14 protein-coding genes are annotated in these 20,324 nt (G+C 52.0%); 6 read left to right on the top strand and 8 right to left on the bottom strand.

From position 1 onward, the window contains the following. Positions 1-176: 176 nt before the first annotated feature. Entirely contained in the window at positions 177-1,640 is a 1,464-nt protein-coding gene (locus Q31b_RS20680; protein WP_390622342.1) for a sigma-70 family RNA polymerase sigma factor, read from the bottom strand. 538 nt (positions 1,641-2,178) lie between these two features. On the opposite strand from Q31b_RS20680, the gene Q31b_RS20675 reads away from it, so the two are divergent. The 5 genes from Q31b_RS20675 to Q31b_RS20655 all read left to right on the top strand — a co-directional run bounded on the left by Q31b_RS20675 (position 2,179) and on the right by Q31b_RS20655 (position 11,011). Then, entirely contained in the window at positions 2,179-5,349 is a 3,171-nt protein-coding gene (locus Q31b_RS20675; RefSeq protein WP_197171958.1) for a [protein-PII] uridylyltransferase family protein, read from the top strand. A gap of 430 nt (positions 5,350-5,779) precedes the next feature. Further along, positions 5,780-7,399: a GNAT family N-acetyltransferase gene (locus tag Q31b_RS20670; RefSeq protein ID WP_390622340.1), complete on the top strand. Its 1,620-nt coding sequence runs from the start codon at positions 5,780-5,782 to the stop codon at positions 7,397-7,399. 15 nt (positions 7,400-7,414) lie between these two features. Then, on the top strand, positions 7,415-8,212 hold the full coding sequence (locus Q31b_RS20665) for a cysteine peptidase family C39 domain-containing protein (protein ID WP_197171956.1): 798 nt from the start codon (positions 7,415-7,417) through the stop codon (positions 8,210-8,212). Positions 8,213-8,279: 67 nt separating this feature from the next. Continuing rightward, a complete protein-coding gene (locus Q31b_RS20660) occupies positions 8,280-9,755 on the top strand; it encodes a RimK family protein (protein WP_146601565.1) in 1,476 nt (491 codons plus the stop codon). Continuing rightward, on the top strand, positions 9,752-11,011 hold the full coding sequence (locus tag Q31b_RS20655; protein ID WP_146601564.1) for a glutamate-cysteine ligase family protein: 1,260 nt from the start codon (positions 9,752-9,754) through the stop codon (positions 11,009-11,011). Before Q31b_RS20660 ends, Q31b_RS20655 begins: the two co-directional genes overlap by 4 nt. A 53-nt stretch (positions 11,012-11,064) precedes the next feature. Here Q31b_RS20655 and Q31b_RS20650 read toward each other — a convergent pair whose 3' ends face one another. The 5 genes from Q31b_RS20650 to xylA form a co-directional block, all read right to left on the bottom strand. Continuing rightward, positions 11,065-11,928 (bottom strand): ABC-2 transporter permease, encoded by an 864-nt coding sequence (locus tag Q31b_RS20650; protein ID WP_197171954.1) that lies wholly within the window; start codon positions 11,926-11,928, stop codon positions 11,065-11,067. Continuing rightward, entirely contained in the window at positions 11,925-12,839 is a 915-nt protein-coding gene (locus Q31b_RS20645; RefSeq protein WP_146601562.1) for an ABC transporter ATP-binding protein, read from the bottom strand. The genes Q31b_RS20650 and Q31b_RS20645 overlap by 4 nt, the downstream gene beginning before the upstream one ends. A 25-nt stretch (positions 12,840-12,864) precedes the next feature. Next, the gene (locus Q31b_RS20640) at positions 12,865-13,272 is read right to left on the bottom strand and encodes a GntR family transcriptional regulator (protein WP_146601561.1); all 408 of its coding nucleotides are present in this window, start codon (positions 13,270-13,272) and stop codon (positions 12,865-12,867) included. A 273-nt stretch (positions 13,273-13,545) separates the two neighbouring features. Continuing rightward, a complete protein-coding gene (locus Q31b_RS20635) occupies positions 13,546-14,706 on the bottom strand; it encodes a hypothetical protein (RefSeq protein ID WP_146601560.1) in 1,161 nt (386 codons plus the stop codon). A gap of 336 nt (positions 14,707-15,042) precedes the next feature. Then, complete coding sequence (gene xylA, locus Q31b_RS20630; RefSeq protein ID WP_146601559.1) at positions 15,043-16,359, bottom strand: xylose isomerase; 1,317 nt, start codon at positions 16,357-16,359, stop codon at positions 15,043-15,045. Positions 16,360-16,564: 205 nt separating this feature from the next. On the opposite strand from xylA, the gene Q31b_RS20620 reads away from it, so the two are divergent. Then, on the top strand, positions 16,565-16,831 hold the full coding sequence (locus Q31b_RS20620) for a hypothetical protein (protein ID WP_231617728.1): 267 nt from the start codon (positions 16,565-16,567) through the stop codon (positions 16,829-16,831). Between the two features lie 101 nt (positions 16,832-16,932). Here the strand turns inward: Q31b_RS20620 and Q31b_RS20615 are convergent, their stop codons facing one another. Together Q31b_RS20615 and kdsA are read right to left on the bottom strand one after the other, a co-directional pair. Next, positions 16,933-19,068, bottom strand: a complete 2,136-nt coding sequence (locus Q31b_RS20615) for a hypothetical protein (RefSeq protein WP_146601558.1) — start codon at positions 19,066-19,068, stop codon at positions 16,933-16,935. An 80-nt stretch (positions 19,069-19,148) separates the two neighbouring features. Continuing rightward, positions 19,149-20,009: a 3-deoxy-8-phosphooctulonate synthase gene (gene kdsA, locus Q31b_RS20610; RefSeq protein WP_146601557.1), complete on the bottom strand. Its 861-nt coding sequence runs from the start codon at positions 20,007-20,009 to the stop codon at positions 19,149-19,151. Positions 20,010-20,324: the final 315 nt, after the last annotated feature.

Genomic DNA, 20,324 nt, shown 5'->3' with positions numbered 1-20,324 from the left:
GATCTTGTTAAAGATCCTCGCGTGCAGTGCATCTTGTAAAAGATCCTCGCGTGTAGTGGATCTTGTTAAAGATCCTCGCGTGCAGTGGATCTTGTTAAAGATCCTCGCGTGCAGTGCATCTTTAACAAGATTCACGACACGTTAAGATGCCAGTCGGAAAAAAGGCGGACGCGTCCCTACAAAACTTCGCTGTTTTCCAGGATCGTGATCTCGGCACCGTCCAAGAAGCTGACCAGCGATTTGGCTCGGTAAGGCTGTTGTAGCTTGCGAACCGCCTTGCTCTCAATTTGACGCACACGCTCGCGAGTGACGTGGAAGATCCGTCCCACTTCTTCAAGTGTGTAGGTGTAGCCGTCAGCCAAACCGTAGCGAAGCCGTAGGATTTCGCGTTCACGATAGTTTAGCGTTTCCATTGCCATATCGATTTGAGCTTTCAGGGCTTCGCGGTTCGATTCGAGCAGAGGATCGTCATCACGATAATCTTCGAGGAACTCGCCGAACACGCTTTCGTCGTGGTCACCGATCGGTTGATCGAGCGACAACGGCTGGCGGCTCATCTTCAGAATCACTCGTGTGTCGTCGATTCCCAAACCGCTGCGTGCCGACACTTCCTCAGCCGTCGGTTCACGACCATTCTCTTGAACCAAGTCACGAGTGATTTGACGGATCTTGTTCATGGTATCGATCATATGTACCGGCACTCGAATGGTTCGGCTTTGATCTGCGATCGCTCGTGTAATCGCTTGACGAATCCACCACGTTGCGTACGTGCTAAACTTATAGCCTCTGGCATGTTCGAATTTGTCGACCGCTCGCATCAGTCCCGTATTTCCCTCTTGGATCAAGTCCAAGAAGGACAAGCCTCGATTGCGATACTTTTTGGCGATCGACACAACGAGTCGCAAATTTCCGGCCGACAAAATACGTTTGGCGGCATCGTAGTCTTCACTGTAGTGATCGCATCGCCTGACGCGGCGCGACAGCGTTTTGGGTGTCTCAAAAGTCAACCGCATCAAGTAATGCAGTTCATTTCGCAATTCCTCTTCCGTTGGCATTGCAGGAAGTTGCAGGCGAGCGGGATCGCCAAGTAATGATTGGATCTCTTCCATGCGGATTACCGTCTTACGCATTTTTTCGTAGAGCGGTTCCAACTTATTGGTTCGGAGATTCATCTCTTCGATCAGACGGACCGCTTTATTGCGGCGGATGACCAGATTCTTCCATGCGGCACGGCGTCTGCGCATGCTAAGTTTTTTGTTGATCGCTGCGAGAAAATCGAGCCGATTTTGTTTCAATAGATGTTGCAGCGTGCGGACGTTGGGAACGATCCGTCTCATGATCGCTTTCTTTTCGGCCGCGTTGGTAACACTGACTTCAATCGTGCGATCGAGCCGGAGTTTCTTGTCACGAACTTGTTCGAGTAGTTTGAGTGCACCTTGGAGCATGAAGTCGGTCGCGAGCATCCAGTGCCGGTAACGCAACCGCGTTCGTTCGATCTGTTTGGCTGCCGAAACCTCTTGGTCTCGGCTGAGTAGAGGAATTTGTCCCATTTGCATCAAATACATGCGGACGGGGTCTTCGGTGGGGTCGGTTTCCACTTCGAGGCGGCGTTGCAACAACTCGGCCTCCTCCTCGCTCATTTCGACCGAATCCTCATCTTCGGCGTCGACGTATTGTTCTCCCATGACGCGGGTCCGTCGGGTAACCGATTCCTCGGCATCGTAGGCGTCGTCTTGTAGACTGCGGCTTCTAAATTTCTTTCCCATCATGCTCTCCTCGGCACCCGTGTCAAAAACGTCATTTAGGTGCGATGGATACCATGCAGTATCAGTGCCGGTGCCAAGAGTCAGTGTCGATAAAATCATGGCAAAGTGTTTCCTGTGAATAGTTTAGGTGAATAGCGAGGTGCGCGCCAATGATTTACATGTTGTCTAAATGCAACAAGATCGTGTTGCGAAAATGCAACCGCTTGTCGCATTCGTCGCATCTCGTGCGCAGCAATCTGTTTCCCGCCGCAAAGGCCCCCCGTAGAGAAAGGTTAGGTCACATTTTGTTGCGCACTACACGAATCTTGAAAAACGCCTTACACTTGTTTTTCTTCCAATTCACTGCACTTTTTTTGGGGCACGCTTTTCGAGGCCTGTCTTTTGGTGCGTTTCGTCTTTGATGGATAACAACATGGACTCTCATTCGGATAGAGACAAACCGATCGGTGGCCTGGCCGAGTCCGCTGATTGGCTGGAACCGCTGCGGTTTGTCGACCGAGAAGCTGCTCTCCATAGCGCACGTCAAATATTCCATTTGAATGCGGATCCCACATCGCTTTCGTCGCTACAACAAGCCTTGGCTGAACACCTGGCTGTTGAAGATTGCCCCGACCTTTTGCTCAGTCGACTTCGCCAGTTTCTCGTCGCGAGCTCGGATGTAAACTCGCTGCTTTCCTTGTTCCAAAGCGAACCATCGTCGCTGGCGGAATTGTTGCAACTTTTTGCGACGAGCGAGTCGTTATCGAAGCAACTCATTGCGAAACCCGATTGGTTTGAGCAACTTCGCTCTTGTGCGAGCCAATCGTTTGATCCAAACGACTTGCTTAGCGATCTCGAAAGTCGTATCGAAGCGGTCAAGGAGCCGGTGGTTGCCGCACGCGTGATCCATGACTTTGTGCAGCAGGAAACGGGACGAATCGAATTCTTGCAGTTCGTCCGTTCAATGTCCCCCGAACGCGTCGGCCGTCGGTTAACCTACCTCGCCGAAGCGGTTGTCAGAGTGGGTTTCCATTTTTGCCAAGACTATTTTCGTCAAACCCGTGATGAGCCTCAGTTACCCAACGGCGATTCGCCGAAATTGGTTGTCATTGGAATGACAAATCTCGGTGCCGAAGAAATGAACTTTGGCGATGCTCTAAAACTTGTGTTCCTCTACGACCGGATTGATCAATGGAACCAAGCTCACCGTGCCTATTACGCCGATCTGATCAACGAATTCACGCAGATTCTACGATGTGATGGGCTGTATATGATTGAAGGAGAGCGGGGTTTGAACCTTGATTTTCGTGGAAACCCTAAATACGAAACAGGCACGCTGATTTGTAGTTCGTTTGACGCGGGACGGATTTTCGAAACCTCCGGTCGGACTTGGCAACGGCTTGGGTTCATCAAGGCTCGTGTCGTTGCCGGCGACGCCGAATTGGGCTCCGCATTTCTCAAGCGGCTAGAGCCTTGGGTGTACCGACGATTCATTAGCCGGGCGGATATTGCCGAGATTCGTACCTTTCGGCAAAAGTTGGCGCGGCGGACGCAATCATCAGCCACGACGAGTCGCAACCAATCTTCTGAAGAATTGACCCATGATCAGGGGGGTGTCGTTGTCAACATTCATACGGCTGCCGGAGGAAAAAAAGACATTGAACGAACGATCCGGTTTCTGCAATTGCTGCATGGGGGAGATCTACCGAATGTCCGAGTTGGCAATACCTACGATGCGATCGTTGCCCTGGAAAAAGCGGGATGCGTGACCGACCAGGAAGCATCGCTGCTTTCAAAGAATCATGCACAGCTTTGTCGGCTACAAAGCCAACTTGCGGTTATGTTTGATTCCTTTGCCGGAGATCTGCCGACCGAAACGGAAAAAATCCAACGGTTGGCTTGGCGACTTGGTCTGCGAGACATGGAGACGCTTCAAGGAAATGCGGAAAAATTCTTGGCACAGCTAAAAGAGATCTTTGAAATCAATCGCCGGATCATTAATCACTTGATGCTTGATGCTCCTGATGATGGGACGTCGGTGGCCAGCGAAACCGAGTTGATGCTTGACCCCGATCCCTCCCCTGAGCTGGTCGAACAAATTTTGTCTAAGCATGGCATGAAACATCCTCGGCGTGCGATGGAGGATTTGGTTGCCCTGAGTACGGAATCGGTTCCCTTCTTGTCTCCTCATCGATGCCGGCATTTTTTCTCTTTAATTGCACCACCGCTGCTTGCCGAGATTTCGCGAACTCCGATGCCCGGTCGGACGTTGGCATCCCTCGTTAGGGTGGCCGATTCGTTGGGCGCCAAAGGGACTCTATGGGAACTTCTTTCGGCAAACCGGCCGACCATGCAAATGATGGTACGGATCTGTTCGGCGGCTCCTTATTTGGTCGAAATCTTGACCGACAATCCAGGGATGATCGATGAGTTAATCGATTCACTGTTGATCGATCGTTTGCCGTCTGCGGAACGTTTGGACGCGCAATCGATTGAGCTTTGCCGAGGAGCGGCAGAGATTGACCTGATCTTGCACAGTTTCAAGTCAAGTGCTCATTTGACGATTGGCGTTCGAAATATCTTAGGCAAAGAGTCCTTGGCGGCAACGCAGGCCGCAATTGCCGACACCGCTGAAGCCTGTTTGCGGCGAATCGCAGCGTTTGAACAAGAACAGTTGGCCCGGCAGTTTGGTGATCCAGTCGATCCAACGGGCTCACCCGTAGAGCTGATGATCGTCGGGCTAGGTAAACTTGGGGGCAGAGAGCCTAATTATCACAGCAAGCTTGACGCCATCTTCTTGTACTCTGCCGAGGGAGAAACTCAGCGGCGCGTCGGTGGTCCTCGTTCGACAACTAGCAACCGAGACTTTTTCAATCGACTTGTGAATCGCATGATTGCCCGCATCGATACCGCTGGCCCAAGCGGGCGACTCTACGAACTCGATGGACGCTTGAGACCAGCGGGTGAAGAAGGCGTTCTGGCCGAATCCGTGGAAGAGTTTTTGGCTCGCTTTCAAGACGGTTCAGCTCTACCGTGGCAATGGATGGCGGTTTGTCGAGCAAGAACGATTAGCGGTTCGCGAAAAAAACGACAATCGCTCGATTCGGCCATTAAGCGAGTGATCGCGGAATCGGCCTGGACAAAATCGATGAAGTTCGAAGATCTGGCAGCCAAGTTCTTCGAGCTGCGTATGCAATTGCAAGAAACGGCCACGCCCGAAAACTTCAAACGGGGAGAAGGAGGAACGTTGGATGTCGAGTTCGTCACGCAAACTTTGATGCTACGTTTTGCTTCCGACTCCACGACCATCCTCAAGTCCAATACCATTGAGGCACTTCAGACGCTTGCCAAAGCTGGTCATTTGCCCGAAGAAGAATCGTTGCAATTGATTACAGGCTACCGAACGATCCGAGCGATCGAGTTGAACTTGCGATTGATGAATTCGCAAGCTCGGCACGAGTTGCCCGACCAGGAGTACCTGATGCAGAAATTGGCGTTCCTCATGAATGAGGAGGACCCGAGAATGATTGCCGCGGCCTGTCACCAAGCAAGGCATCGCAACCGCAAACTTTTCGAGCGAATTTTCAAGCGATGGATCGGGTAATCGATCCGAAAGAAATCAACCGATTCACAGGCTTTACGCTCCCCGCAAGTCGATCGCTTTGTCCCACCGAAGTATGAGAGTAAGCCTCTTTGGTGGCTGTGGCTTCCAGCCGCAGCTTACCGGGTCAAGATGCCCAGCCACTCTTTTGCCAAGCCTCAAATCAAGCGGTCACATAACCCTAGGATTTTCTGGGGCGATGCGAGCGACCGAATCACGGGATTCTGACCGTCGATCCAGTTAATCAAGTAATTTACGTATAAATGTTGTCTTTGGGGACGCCCTTAGCTCAATGCCGCAACAATTTGTCGAAAATGGAAACTTGACCACTCGCGGAAAGAGTGGAGGTGGATATGATTCGCAAAGTTAGCGACGCGATATGCTTTTGTAATCGCTCCTAAAGATTCCTAAACCAGAACTCATGGGAGAATCCGTGTCTGACTGCGACCAGGGCCAAGCCAACCAACCTGACATCAAAACGACATCCGGATCGAGCGATGAGATCGATTTGCGACAATTTGAATGGAATCTTGTCGTTCGACAAACGAGGCTCGAAGATTTTGAGGCATTGATTCGGATTCAAAAGAAGTGCTTTCCTGATATGGAGACTTGGACGATCGAGCAACTGCAAAGTCAGTTGGCTCGTTTTCCCGAAGGTCAAATGGTGATCGAATGCGACGGTAAAGTCGTCGCGTCGTGCAGTGGACTCTTGGTCAATTTTGATGACAGTTTGGAATGGCATAATTGGAAGGTGATGGCCGATGGAGGTTTCATACGCAATCACGTGCCGACGGGTGATACGATGTATGGCATCGAGATTATGGTTGACCCCGAGTATCGTGGGATGCGGTTATCACGGCGGTTGTATCAAGCTCGCAAAGACCTTTGCCGGCAAAAGAACATCGCTCGCATCATCATTGGCGGTCGAATCCCTGGCTTTCACAAGTATGCGGATAAAATGTCCGCGCGCGAATACGTCGAAGGGGTCGTCGATAAGTCTCTTTACGATCCCGTATTGACTGCCCAAATTGCTAACGGCTTCGCACTTCAAGGTCTGATTCCAAACTATCTACCATCGGACCATGAAAGTGCCGGATACGCGACGTTCTTAGAATGGAAGAATCTCGATTATTCGGTGAACCCCAACCGTCGTTTTCGCCGCAGCGTTGAGTTGGTGCGTATTGGAGCGGTTCAGTATCAAATGCGAGCGGTAAAGGATTTTGACGAGTTTGCTAAACAGGCTCGATACTTTGTCGATGTCGCAGGTGACTACAAATGTGACTTTTTATTGTTCCCCGAGCTCTTCACGCTTCAGTTGTTGTCATGCTTGCCGTCCCAGCGTCCAGGCAGCGCGGCGCGGGCATTGTCCGTATTCACCCCTCAGTACTTGGAACTGTTTACCGAGATGGCGATCGCGTTCGATACCAACATCATTGGCGGGTCCCACTTTGTGGTCGAAGATGACACGCTCTACAACATCTCGTTCTTGTTTCGCCGCGATGGCAGTATTGAAAAGCAATACAAGTTACATATCACTCCCTCCGAACGACATTGGTGGGGCGTACAAGGTGGCGATAAGGTCGAGGTGTTTGACACCGATTGCGGGCCGATTTCGATCCAGGTTTGCTACGATTGTCAGTTCCCCGAGGTGTCGCGAATCGCTGCTGAGCGAGGGGCCAATCTGTTGTTTGTGCCCTTCAATACTGATACACAACTGGGCTATCTGCGTGTCCGTATGTGTGCTCAAGCGAGGGCGGTTGAAAACCATTTTTATGTTGCCATTGCCGGTTGCACGGGGAATTTACCGTTTGTTGAAAATGCCGATATTCATTATGCACAGTCGGCGATTTTTACTCCTGCAGATGTCACTTTTGCCCGCGATGCCATCGGTGCCGAAGCGAATCCGAATGTTGAAATGGTCGTTATCCACGATGTCGATATCGAACTGCTTCGTCGCCACAGGAAGCAAGGCAGTGTGACGAATTGGAACGATCGGCGTCAGGATTTGTACAACGTTCGATACCACACCGAACATGGGACTCGCGACATTTAGCATGCCGCGATTTTGATGCATCAACTTTCACTTCGTATTGAGTCTCAACCGAGCGATTCCGATTGCGGGCCCACCTGTTTACACGCTGTCTACAACTATTGGAAAGACGAGATATCGCTCGATCAAGTGATAGAGGAAATCGGCCAGTTTTCCAAAGGTGGAACGTTGGCAGTTCAGTTGGCGTGTCACGCACTACGGCGCGGATACGAAGCAACGATTGTGACCTACAACGTCCAATTCTTCGATCCGACCTGGTTTCCATTTGGACGCGTCGATCTAGCCGAAAAGTTGATTGCTCAACGAGAGGCTAAACGTGCGACGGATGAGCGTTTTGATGTCGCGACCGAGGCCTACCTGCAATTCCTAGAACTCGGCGGCGTCGTCGACATGGAGCCGCTCGAAGAAAACTTGATTGTTCGTAGCTTGGTCGCGGGCGTACCAATTCTGAGCGGGCTCAGCGCAACGTTCCTCTACCAAGAAGCACGCGAAGTTTCACAACCCCGTGACGAGCGGGGCCGAACCAGTGTCGCCAACGATATTTTGGGTGAGCCAGCAGGACATTTTGTGGTTTTGTATGGCTACGAGACGCAAACAGGGCAAGTCATGTTGGCGGACCCCTTGCAGAACAATCCTATCGCGAAGACGCATTTGTATGCGGCCCCTCTATCGCAAGTCGCCACTGCGATTTTGCTTGGAATCGCCACCTATGACGCAAATTTATTGATGATTCGCAAAAAACACGAAAGGCCTATGTCAGCAAAATTTGCGATGAGTCCCGTGGCGAAAGTCGCCAAGACTTTCGATGAACCCTAATGCTTCCAAATCGCCTGACGCTTTTCTGCGATCGAAGAAAAAGCCTAATATTGGAAAGACTTTACCCATGTCCGATGTCGTTGTAACGGAATCTCAATCAGGATGGATCGAATCGATTGATGGAGTCGAAGTCGTCGATCCTCGTGAGTATTTGACCAATCCAATGTGGAATCGCCGCCGAGGCATCAAAATCTACAACTTGGCCAATTCTTATCGCTACCAAAGTTTAGGCTATTACGTCTCGCTGTTAGCGGAAGCACGCGGCCATCGCCCGATGCCAAACATCACTGGCATCCAGGACTTGGTTGGCTCAACGGATGTCCGTTTGATCTCATCCGAGCTTGATGAGCTGATACAGCAATCGCTTGCACCGCTGACCGGAGAGACCTTCGAGCTGAGTGTTTACTTCGGCCGCAACCTAGCAAAACGCTACGATCGACTCTCGCGAGAACTCTTCAATACATTCCCCTGTCCACTGTTGCGATTTAACTTTGCCCGCCGTAAAGACAAATGGCGTTTGAAAAGAGGCGGGATTATCGGAGCCAAATCAATACCAAAAGCCCATTGGCCTTTCGTCGCCGAGCAGGCCGAACGGCATTTTGCCGGGCGAGGGGCTGCTAAATCAAAAAAGAATACGCTGCGATACGACTTGGCAATCTTGCACAACCCGCTCGAAAAAGAACTCGCACCGTCCGATGAAAAGGCACTCCACAAAATGCTCAAAGCGGCAAGTGCGGTGGGAATCCATGCTGAGCTACTCACACACGAAGATGCAGGTCGGCTGATGGAATTTGATGCGTTGTTTATTCGCGAAACAACAGCGGTGAACCACTACACCTATCGGCTTGCTCGTTGGGCCGAGCGTGAAGGCTTGGTCGTGATCGACGATCCCCAATCCATTATCCGTTGTACGAACAAGGTTTACTTGGCCGAAATTTTAGAGAAAGCCAAAATCGATACACCCAAAACGTTTGTGATTCATCGTGCGAACGCGGATAAAATTGTTTCCGAAATCGGTTTGCCTTGCGTCTTGAAACGCCCCGACAGTGCGTTTTCCAAAGGGGTGACCAAGGCTGAGACCGAAGCGGAATTGGCGGAGAAACTCGAGGAGATGTTCACTCATTCCGAACTGGTGATTGCGCAGCGATTTATGAAAACCGACTTCGATTGGCGGATCGGGGTGCTCGATGGACGTGCCTTTTTTGCCAGTAAATACCACATGGCACGCGGCCATTGGCAAATCGCTAAGTACGGAGAGGAGGGCAAGCAAACGTTTGGCCGAGCCGAGACGCTACCCGTTGAATTGGCTCCGCGAAAAGCAGTCAATATCGCCGTAAAAGCAGCCAACTTGATCGGCGATGGTCTCTATGGTGTCGACGTCAAAGAAAGCGATGGAAAGTTCTATGTTATCGAAGTCAATGACAACCCCAACCTCGATAGTGGGGTCGAAGATAGCGTGCTAAGAGAAGACCTATATCGCCGAATTATGGAATCCTTCCTAAGGCGAATTGAACGAAAGAAATCAGGTGAGGTGATTGGATGAGCAATGACCCTAAGCGTGAATTATTTGATCGTTTTGGTGTCGAACTCGAGTACATGTTGGTGGATCAAACCGATTTGTCGGTTCGGCCTTATGCCGACCAAGTTCTGCAATCGCTTCATGGAACTACCGATACGAACGAGTTCCCGTCCGATTTCACATCAGGAAAAACGACTTGGTCGAATGAGTTGGCCAGTCATGTGATTGAGTTGAAAAACACAGAACCGATCGGAAGCTTGATTCGATTGCCGTCTCTTTTTGAATCGGCAATACAACAAATACGGCCAACGCTCGATCAACGGAACTTGCGATTACTGCCGACCGCGATGCATCCGTGGATGGACCCCAAGACGGAAACGAAGCTTTGGCCGCATGAGTGTAGCGAGATTTACGAGAGCTATGACCGCATTTTTGATTGTCGATCTCATGGATGGGCGAACGTTCAAAGTGTGCATTTGAACTTGCCTTTTGATGGCGATGAACAATTCGAGCGTCTCCATGCTGCGGTGCGATTGGTGTTGCCGCTACTTCCTGGAATCGCCGCCAGTTCACCGGTCATCGACTCGCAGTTGGGTGATTGGCATTCGATGCGGATGAAGATGTATGTCGACCACTGCGCCCGAATCCCCGTAATGATGGGCGATGTCATTCCCGAAGCGATCTATGAGGAAGCCACCTATCGACGGCAGATTTTTGCGCCGATTGAAGCGGCGGTTCGACCGTTTGATCCCGAACATTTGATGCAGTGCGACTTTTTGAACGCTCGCGGTGCAATCGCCCGTTTTGACCGAGGGTCGATGGAATTGAGAGTGATGGATGTGCAAGAGTATCCGGCAGCGGACGTAGCGATCTGTGCAGCCGTCGTTGCGGTCATGAAGGCGATTTCCGCCCAGAGATGGAGCGGTTTGGAGCTGCAAAAGGCAATGCCGACGGAGAGATTGAAAGATCTACTGATTCGAATTTCAAGGCATGGCGAGCAAGCCGTGATTGAGGATGCCGAGTACCTAGAACACTTTGGCATTTCGGATCAACGTATCAAGACACAGGATCTTTGGTGGTACTTGGTCAAGACGCTTCGAGGTAACGATAAGGAACTCGACCGATTGATGACGCCCTTAAACATTGTGCTGGAACACGGTTCGTTGTCGACAAGAATTCGTCGAGCCCTCGGCCCCGTTTTTTCGCACGAGGAATTACACAACATCTACGACCAAATCGCCGATTGTCTAGCCGAATGTCAACCGTTTTTGGCTGAGTAACAGGTAGTGCGTGAAGCGACGACTTAGCCAATTACCGCGAATAGGGGACAAGGCTAGATTGCTGAAAGCTGGGATTGACACTTGTTGTGATGGTGTTGTTTTTGTTCCCGATAAACAGGCCAGAGGCCGACATATCTGTGCCATTGGGCTAGCGCCCTGCGGCTGATGCTTTTGGTAAACTCGTTGGGGAAGCATCGTTTCAAATGAGGGGGCAATCTGTCATGAATCATGACGATCCGATCGCGTTCTTCGTCACGTGGACGGTCTATGGAACTCATCTCCAAGGTGATTTTCGGGGCTGGCGGCGTCGGGACGCTGGCAACAAACTCCACAACCATTGCTCGCGGCGTGGCACGCCGATCGGCTGAAACATCCGATCGTTTTACTATCCGCATTGGTATCATCATCAGCAGACCACCGACGGGAGATCGAACGAGATAGGAGGTGACAAAGCCCGTCAACAACAACATCAGGCTAAAGAACAGCAGGGGTGCCACGCCAACGATGATTCGCAAGTCGTCCAACGTCAGGTCGCGTGTGGGTGGAATCGCAAGACTAGCGATCAACATAATCGCCGAAGCGATCGCCCAAACAGCAAGAAGTGCTACCACCGCAACGATGCACTTCGAGCCGACGACGTGCTGCCACTTAACCGGCAAAGTGCGCAGCCAGCGGAGTGTTCCAGCATCCTCTTCAGTTCCCACTAGTACCGCCGGAGCACCAATGGCGAACAAGTTTGGCATCACAATCCACAGCATCGCAAAAGGATCAATCACAAATCTGCCGTCGATGGACAAGGCGGCCACAGCGATCAGGTGAAAGCTGACGATCCCCACGAGGACGGCGAGAACTAGCGACTTGACTGTATTCGCATCCTTCCATAGCAAGCGAGCCAGTATTGCGTTTGACTCTGTCATGGTGTCACCTCGGTGGTCGGTCGGTGTGCTCGGTCGTCGCAGACCGCAACAAAAATCTCTTCCAACGTTGCCTGCGTGGCCGATAAATTGGTCACGCCACATTCGCTCCCATAACCACTTTGCCAATCGCCTGGTAAGTCTTGAACGACCCAGCGCATTTGGCGACCGCTTCTTAATTCAGTCAGCACCTTACCAGGTGGCAATTCGGCAACGGCATCACTGTCGTCCATCGTCGCGGTCACAATCCAGGTCGACGATTTGAGGGCATCAAGTGGCTCGACGATTTTCAAGTGTCCTTGGTGAATGATTCCCACCCAATCAGCCACCCGTTCGACTTCGCCGATTTGATGACTGCTAAGCAACACGGTCCTCCCCAGTGCCGCGCGATCGACCATCGACTCCAAGAAATGCCGACGGACCATCGGATCAAGCCCGCTGGTCGGTTCGTCCAAAATCAATAGTTCGGGGTCGTGGGCGATCGCCAAAGCTAAGGCTACCTTGGCGCGTTGCCCTTTACTTAGATTCTTCAGCCGTACATCGATCGGAACATCAAAGTCGGCGATCAGTTCGTGGTAGCGGTCCAAGAATCCGTCTTCGTAGAACGCCGACGTGAACCAACCGATCTCGGCGGGCAACATCCATTCATAAAGTGCCGGTGCATCGGAGACGTAGCCGATCGCTCGGCGAATCTCGAGACCCGCGAATTCACACGGGCAACCGAGTACCGACGCGTGCCCTGAATCTGGCTTCAGAAAGCCCGTCAAAATGCGGATTAGGGTTGTTTTGCCAGCACCATTTTCACCCAATAGTGCGAACACGACTCCGGCGGGTATATCGATCGAAACCCGATCGAGTGCGATGTTGTTGCCGAAACGTTTGGAGACGTGATCAAGAGAGATTACCGGTTGCATCGCCGTTTTCCTGATTGAAAAGAAGTTATTGGGTTGATCCGTTTTGGTTGGCCGATTCGGCTTGCCGACGAAGTTCTGCTTCAAAAAGTTCACGCAGATCCTCGGGTGTCATTCCTCCCGAGAGCGCATCGGAGAGAGCCCGACGGACGGCGTCGGCGACCAATGAATTGCGTGCCTTCGTGCAACGGGCGACCGAGTCACGGCGGACAATCATGCCGCGACCTCGCAGCGGTTCTAAAACCAGATCGGTTTGTAATTGCTGATAAGCGCGTGCGATCGTATTGGGATTGATCGCCAATTCGCCAGCCAATTGCCGCACGCTGGGCACCATTTGGCCACCAACCAAAACACCGTCGGCAACGGCTAATTTGACCTGACGAACGATTTGTTCGTAGATCGGGACGTCACCGCCGGGCTCGATAGAAAAGAACAAATTTCACCTCGACAATCGCGAGTTGGCGATTGAACCGACAAGCCGCTTCCCCAAACGCAGAGAGCGTACTGGTGTCATGGTACACCGTCTCACGCGGTGAGTCAAGAGGCGGTGGGGCTGCGTGTCAAAACGTTTTCGCTTCCCGGCAGCCAACGCATCCTTCTTCTCTTTCTTCGCAATGAATGCGGATAAAGGACCTTGATCCGCTTGATGAACGGCGTTTGAGAAGAGTCGATTGTGACCTGAGATCTTTAACTTAAGCTGTATGGATGCTTAGAATTTCCATCCCGCTTGGATGAACAGCCCGTCACTCAAGTCAATCTCATCTTCGCTCACTTCGTATTCGATCGAGCGATTGAAGCTATAGCCAGCTTCGGCGAAGACCCCTCGGTTACCTCGGCGGATTTCTTCGTAACCGAACAAAAATCTCAGGTCACTAATCGTCAGTTCATCATCGCTACCATCGTCACGACGAACGGCCCACGTATTGCCGCCAAGCGTTCCGCCAACGTAAGCCCAACCTTCGGCGTTGCCAGCATCTTTCCAAAGCCGATGTGACAAGCGAGGTCTTGGCAGGATGGCGTCCAATCGCCACCGAGGTGTCGGTGTCCAACTAAAACCAAAAGCGGGTAGCGGAGGAAGATCGGATCGGCCCAGATAGACGACACCGAGCGAAAGGCTTAAATCAGGACGCTTTTGCCAATTCCAAAGTGCTAACCCAAACAAGCGAAACGCGTTTTCGCTCGTTCGGAAATCGCTACGCACCGAGGGGGTTAGTATCAATGTATGGGAGAAGCGATCGGACCACTCTTTTCGATTCAAAAGGGTCACGCCTGTGTCATACAACGTCTCTGACGCATCGATTGTCTCTGGACCATCAAGTTGATCAACTCGAAAATAGGGACTGATGGCCAGGATATTATCGAGACTTCCAAGAGGGATACCAAAGGAGGCCCGAGCCTCTTGGTAGGTCAGATTTAGGCCACCCGCTTGGTTGCCAGTATCGCCAAGGTAACCACCATTCAGATCTGCTCCTTGATAGAAACTCTTGCGGAATCGATCAACCGGAATTTCATCAGCCAAGATCACCTGCGGCGGGCCTTGTCCATGGGGGCCATTGTGTTGGAAGACAATTGATGGTTCGCTTCCATGGTCCGTTTGCGGCGATGACTCGATGAGCAAGGGGACTTCGTTAGCCTTGGCCTGCCGAGCGAGCGGCAGCAAAGCGACAAGCGTCATCAGTCGAACGGTTACCGATAGGCGATTTCGCGGCAGCATGTCTGTCCTAATCCCTTCAACGGATAGCGTATCGGAAAACGAGTGTTCGGTATGGCGAGCGTTCTGGTTGCTCATCCCATGCAAGACGCCCTGAAGACTGGATACGCGTCCTCCCAAATTGGAATCGAGAAGAAATGCCAACGGTTCGCGTCTCATTGCCACCCAAAAGGCTCCTGCAAAATGGCAAAGAGTACGCAAACAAAAGCACCCGCACAAAAAATGCGGGCGATTTATCCGTGAAAGCCCCTTAATCAGTCAAATCGGCCTGTGGGGCGGCAATCTTGAAGGCGACCACTGAAATCGCGATGCTAGCAAGCAATTCGCAAAGATTCACTGTTTCTTTGCGTTACTAGGAGAGGAGGATCGCCCGCTATCTTCGACGCGGTTTTTGCCTTTTGACCGCGTGGGCAACGCCCGGCGAGTTTATCGCCACCAAGACTAGCAAAAAAACGTGCTCCACCGTCGTGCTCTCCGGGGGGCCAGTTGTAATCGCTAAATCATATCGAGATAGCGGTTGATAACATTTTCGAGCATTTCTTGGCGACCGCTGACGTTGGGTTCTGCGTCGCCTTTGCCGAGCATGTAGGCTTCGAGATCTTTGAAGTTGACCGTGCCTTTTTCAATCTTTTCGCCAATACCCGAGTCAAAACTGCTGTAGCGTTTTTCCACAAAACCGTCTAACGCTCGATCCGCACGTATCGCGGCGGCGATTTTTAAACCTTTTGCGAACGCGTCCATCCCGCCGATGTGGGCATGGAACAAATCGACAGGCTCAAAACTCTCTCGTCTCAACTTTGCGTCAAAGTTCACGCCGCCAGGTGCCAGACCGTACTTCAGCAGCATCAGCATCGTTTGAGTCGTCAGGTAATAATCGGTCGGAAATTGATCCGTATCCCAACCGAGTAGCATATCGCCCGTGTTTGCATCGATCGATCCGAGGGCTCCTTGCATTCCAGCACAGTCGAGTTCGTGCATCATCGTATGCCCCGCCAAGGTGGCATGGTTCGTCTCGATGTTGAGCTTGAAGTGATCCATTAAGTCATAGGTTCGCAGGAAATTGAGGCAAGCGGCCACGTCCGAGTCGTATTGGTGCTTGGTCGGTTCCTTGGGTTTTGGCTCGATTAAAAATTGGCCTTTGAATCCAATCTCTTTTGCATAGTCGACGGCCATGTGAAAAAACGCACCGAGGTGATCGAGTTCGCGTTTCATGTCGGTGTTGTAAAGGTTTTGGTACCCTTCACGTCCCCCCCAAAAAACATAGTTCTCGCCACCGAGTCGGTGGGTGATTTCGAGTGCTTTTTTTACCTGAGCTGCGGCATAGGCATAGACGTCTGCGTTGCAAGTCGTCGCAGCACCGTGCATGTAGCGTGGGTGACTAAACATGTTCGCGGTTCCCCACAACAATTTAACCCCCGATCGCTTTTGCTCCGCTTCTAAAACGTCGGCAACTTTATCGAGATTCGCGTTGGTTTCGGATAGGTTTGAACCTTCGGGAGCCACGTCACGGTCATGAAAAGCATAGAAGGGAACGCCAAGTTTTTCGAAAAATTCGAATGCAACGGGGACTCGATTGCATGCGTTTTCAACCGATTCGCTGCCATCATCCCAGGGCCGCTGCATCGTCGGACCGCCAAATGGATCGGCTCCAGTCCCCCGAAACGAATGCCAATAGCAAACGGTAAAGCGAAGGTGCTCTTTCATCGATTTGCCTTCGACAACTTCCTCTGCGTTGTACCAGCGAAATGCCAATGGGTTATCGGACTGAGGACCTTCGTAAGCAATTTGAGGAATGTCGGGGAATCCAGCCATGGTGTTACAATACCTTGAGAGAGGGAGGAAAAAGTCTGAAATCAGTGCCAGGGGGCGTGCTCTAGTGTAGCGAGATTTAAACGCTCGTTGTAGACGCCGCAATGAATATGCCTAGGCTCGGTTGAACATCGGCATCAGGAGGATAGCGTTTTCCGGAGCCGGGCAAACATGTCGACAAACACCACAACCCGTACCGATGTTCTCGATGGCAATCGGTTTGCCGTCACGGAGCGAAATCCCAGCACGCTGCATGCAATCCCAGCACGCTGCATGCAATCCCAGCACGCTGCATGCAATCGTTGAGTACTTACCGAGCCAACTGGAATGGAGAGTCACCGTTGGTATCGGGGCTCTCGGGCTGATCGGGGCTCTCGGGCTGATCGGGGTTCTCGGGCTGATCGGGGTTCTCGGGCTGATGGTCTTTACGATCGCGATCAAAGCAGCGTTGCCAACGTTGAAGCCAGGCGGATGAACCCAGTCGCCCTTTCGGCGGTTGATGGAGATCTTGTTCAAGATCCGTTCAGTGAGGATCTTGAACAGGATCCACGACGGGTTGAGGATCATCCGATCGGATTACGGCGATCGCGACAGCAAGCGGGCGCGGATTCGGTTGCCATGTTCTTGAAGATTGCCTGAGGTCTTGTAGAGCTCGATCGCCTCTTCCTCGTCACCGAGTTGTTCGAGCGAACGACCGAGGTTGTATTGGGCCGACGGCACCCAGTGCGACAATTGGCCTTCATCGAGCACACGTTTTCTTAGCCAAGTGACGGCGTTGTCATAGCGAGCATCGTCGTACTGGATCAAGCTTACCCAATAGGTTGCGGTCCGTTTGCCGAACTGCATCATTTGCTGCGCAAATTGTAGCTGAGCATCGTAGACTTCGGGTGCAACGCCCAGTTGCCGGCGGACCCCATATTGTTTCTGCAGGTCGACGTCAATCCGCAAATCTTCAATTTCGAATTCGGGTGCTCTTTGGGCCAGATAGAGTGGGCGAGCGCCTTTCATGTCTTTGGATTCATCATTGTCAAACTGGCCATGTAAATGCCGCCAACGAGCCAGAGCAAATTCTTTGCTCGAGTCGGCTTCGCTTTCAAGAATCGCCCAAGAGGAATCGCGCCAAACCGACAGCATCGGATCTCGCTCAGCCGCTTTGGCTAACGCTTCTTGGTAGACATCCGCCAAGATCGGGACCGGCCAAAGACGCACGCCCGCAATCCCCACTGCTGCATCAAGTTGTTTGCTCGCGGCATCGACGTCCGTGAATAGATTCATTCGTCGCTCTCCGGCTAAACGGGATTGCAAGAGCTTCATGCGAGGGCTCAACGCGACTGGGGTGATATTAAGCATCGCCGTGTTTTGCTGAACATCCTGCTTGCTGAGCGGATAGTCAAAGAACCCTGGGATATTGAGCCGCCGCATGACCGAGGCGTCCGACCTAGCTTGCGCCAAAGTCGCAATTCCAATTTGATCGGGCCCCGGGACAAAAATTCCCAAGTTGGGCTCAAACAGATAGACGTCCTCGCCAATCAAGACACCGACGGCCCAAGGACGAAGTTCACCGGTGTCGGCGATTTGCAGAGAAAGAACAGCCGAAACGATACCGGCTTGGTTGCAAAGCTGGGTAAAGACACCAGCACGCTGCAGTCCATCACCGATTCCTCGCCACACGGTTTGAAAGTCGGTCTGCCGATAGCCGGGACCTTGGAATACCATTCCCAGTGGAAATGTTGGGGCTGAAATCCGACCGTCGGCTGACGCGAATGCTGGTTCAAGGGCGATGTTTCGAATCGTCCAATCGAACAGCCGAGTCGCAGTACGTAATCGAGTCGCATTGGCTTCTCCGAGCGTTTCCGTTTGATCCGCCAACCAATCGGCTAGCAACGGATCGTCGCTCGATGGTCGATCGATCCATTGCAAAATCGTACGAAACAGGTAGGCGTCTCGCAGATGATCGACGTCGGAGCGTATAAAACGCTTGTTGAATAGGACCCGATCGATCTCGTCGGGCGTGATATATTCGTTGACCGTCTTGAGGATAGCGGGTTTGCCGGAGGACGATCGATCGAATTCGGGCAGCGGATTTTGTTCGAGCCAGCGATTGAGGTGGTAGGTGATTTGACGACTCGCTTCGTCCGGGTTTAGTTCGATCAAACGAGTCAGCATCCGATGAACTTGGCCAAGGTGATCCTGCTTGGACTGCGATTGCAGCCGAGCTTGTCGGTCGGCCTCGATCTGGCCAATAATATCCTCGTTCTTGCCACACCCGGAGAAAACCAGTGTGCCAAAAAGCAGTAAACTCGTCAGCAGAACGCTAGTAATCAGCGTTAACCGATTGGAGGAACATGAGGTAGCGGTAGGAGTGGAAGCCATCGTAAGTCTGTGAGAATAAAAAGCGTGAACGCCGGTATTCGTAATTTCCTGCACGTATCCGTAGTGGATCTTGTCAAAGATCCCATCCACGTATCCGTAGTGGATCTTATCAAAGATCCCATCCACGTATCCGTAGTGGATCTTGTTAAAGATCCAATCCACGTATCCGTAGTGGATCTTGTCAAAGATCCCATCCACGTATCCGTAGTGGATCTTGTCAAAGATCCTATCCACGCATCCGTAGTGGATCTTATCAAAGATCCCATCCACGTATCCGTAGTGGATCTTGTCAAAGATCCCATCCACGTATCCGTAGTGGATCTTATCTAAAGATCCCATCCACGTATCCGTAGTGGATCTTGTTAAAGATCCTATCCCGAGTAGCTCTCCAGCGAGATTCACAGCGCAGGCCGTGTCACTCACCCAAGTGATCGGACCGTCGCGTGTAGCTGCAACAGCTTGTCGATCATCGATTCGAAGGCCGCCAGCGGAATCATGTTGGCCCCATCACTTGGAGAAGTGTCGGGATCGGGGTGAGTTTCGAAAAACAGCGCATCGGTACCCATTGATACGGCAGCGCGGGCCAATGGTTCAACCATTTCGCGATTTCCGCCTGTCGCACCGCCGAGCCCACCCGGTCGCTGGACGCTATGGGTCGCATCGAACACGACCGGAACGCCAAAAGAACGCATGATTGGAAGCGACTGCATGTCATTGACTAGACGTCCGTAGCCAAAAAACGTCCCGCGTTCGCAAAGCATCACGCCGCCATCACCACTGGCTCGAGCCTTCTCGACGACAAATCGCATGTCTTCGGGAGCCATGAATTGTCCTTTCTTTATATTCACTGGCTTGCCCGTTTTTGCGGCAGCGACAACCAAATCGGTTTGCCGAGCCAAAAAAGCGGGAATTTGAAGCAGTGAACAGACCTGCGACACAGGGTCGCAATGCTCCGGCAAATGCACGTCGGTAGTAACCGGCAAACCACTGTGACGGTGAACCTGTTCCAATAGTCGCAGCCCCTCGTCGATGCCTGGACCGCGGCGAGCATCAACACTGGTGCGATTCGCCTTGTCGAACGATGCTTTAAAGACAACGTTTACGTCTTTTCGCTCGTTGATTTTGGTTAGCAGGTCGGCGATTTCAAACGCCAATTCCTGGGTTTGCAGCACACAAGGCCCCGCGATCAACATCAGTGGCTCGGAGCCACCGCATCGGTAGTCGGCCACACGGACCGGTGTGATGGAGGGCGATTCGTCATCTCGAGTCGATTGATTCATGCACGTTTGTTGATTTCGGAGTGCTGCGGGGGTGGCTCAGAAGGCCATTTAATCAGGAAAACACTTCGAAAACAAGCCGATCGGCGGAAGTGCAAAATAGCGTTCATCGCTTTCTCGGCTCGTTAAATTTCGGGATTATCATTTCGGGGTTATCAAGGTGTCTGCCGTTCATCCGCAATCGTTTCAGCTTGCTTCCGAACCGTTTCCGTTGCCAAAAGTTGCAAGTCAGGCGGATAGCTGTGCTGGCGGACGATATTTCGATTTCGCGAAGCCAAAAAATTTCGCGAAGCCAGAAAATAGCAGATTCTGTTGTTT

Source organism: Novipirellula aureliae, assembly GCF_007860185.1.
GTDB classification, from domain to species: Bacteria; Planctomycetota; Planctomycetia; order Pirellulales; family Pirellulaceae; genus Novipirellula_A; species Novipirellula_A aureliae.
Note: the sequence above shows the minus strand (reverse complement) of the source record. Positions and strands in the feature narration are given on the sequence as shown.

Bases quoted from the DNA above. Each gene is read 5' to 3' on its own strand.
- Q31b_RS20680 (WP_390622342.1), bottom strand. From the start codon at position 1,640: ATGAGCGAGGAGGAGGCCGAGTTGTTGCAACGCCGCCTCGAAGTGGAA.
- Q31b_RS20675 (WP_197171958.1), top strand. From the start codon at position 2,179: ATGGACTCTCATTCGGATAGAGACAAACCGATCGGTGGCCTGGCCGAG.
- Q31b_RS20665 (WP_197171956.1), top strand. From the start codon at position 7,415: ATGCATCAACTTTCACTTCGTATTGAGTCTCAACCGAGCGATTCCGAT.
- Q31b_RS20660 (WP_146601565.1), top strand. From the start codon at position 8,280: ATGTCCGATGTCGTTGTAACGGAATCTCAATCAGGATGGATCGAATCG.
- Q31b_RS20655 (WP_146601564.1), top strand. From the start codon at position 9,752: ATGAGCAATGACCCTAAGCGTGAATTATTTGATCGTTTTGGTGTCGAA.
- Q31b_RS20650 (WP_197171954.1), bottom strand. From the start codon at position 11,928: ATGACAGAGTCAAACGCAATACTGGCTCGCTTGCTATGGAAGGATGCG.
- Q31b_RS20645 (WP_146601562.1), bottom strand. From the start codon at position 12,839: ATGCAACCGGTAATCTCTCTTGATCACGTCTCCAAACGTTTCGGCAAC.
- Q31b_RS20635 (WP_146601560.1), bottom strand. From the start codon at position 14,706: ATGAGACGCGAACCGTTGGCATTTCTTCTCGATTCCAATTTGGGAGGA.
- xylA (WP_146601559.1), bottom strand. From the start codon at position 16,359: ATGGCTGGATTCCCCGACATTCCTCAAATTGCTTACGAAGGTCCTCAG.
- Q31b_RS20620 (WP_231617728.1), top strand. From the start codon at position 16,565: ATGGCAATCGGTTTGCCGTCACGGAGCGAAATCCCAGCACGCTGCATG.
- Q31b_RS20615 (WP_146601558.1), bottom strand. From the start codon at position 19,068: ATGGGATCTTTAGATAAGATCCACTACGGATACGTGGATGGGATCTTT.
- kdsA (WP_146601557.1), bottom strand. From the start codon at position 20,009: ATGAATCAATCGACTCGAGATGACGAATCGCCCTCCATCACACCGGTC.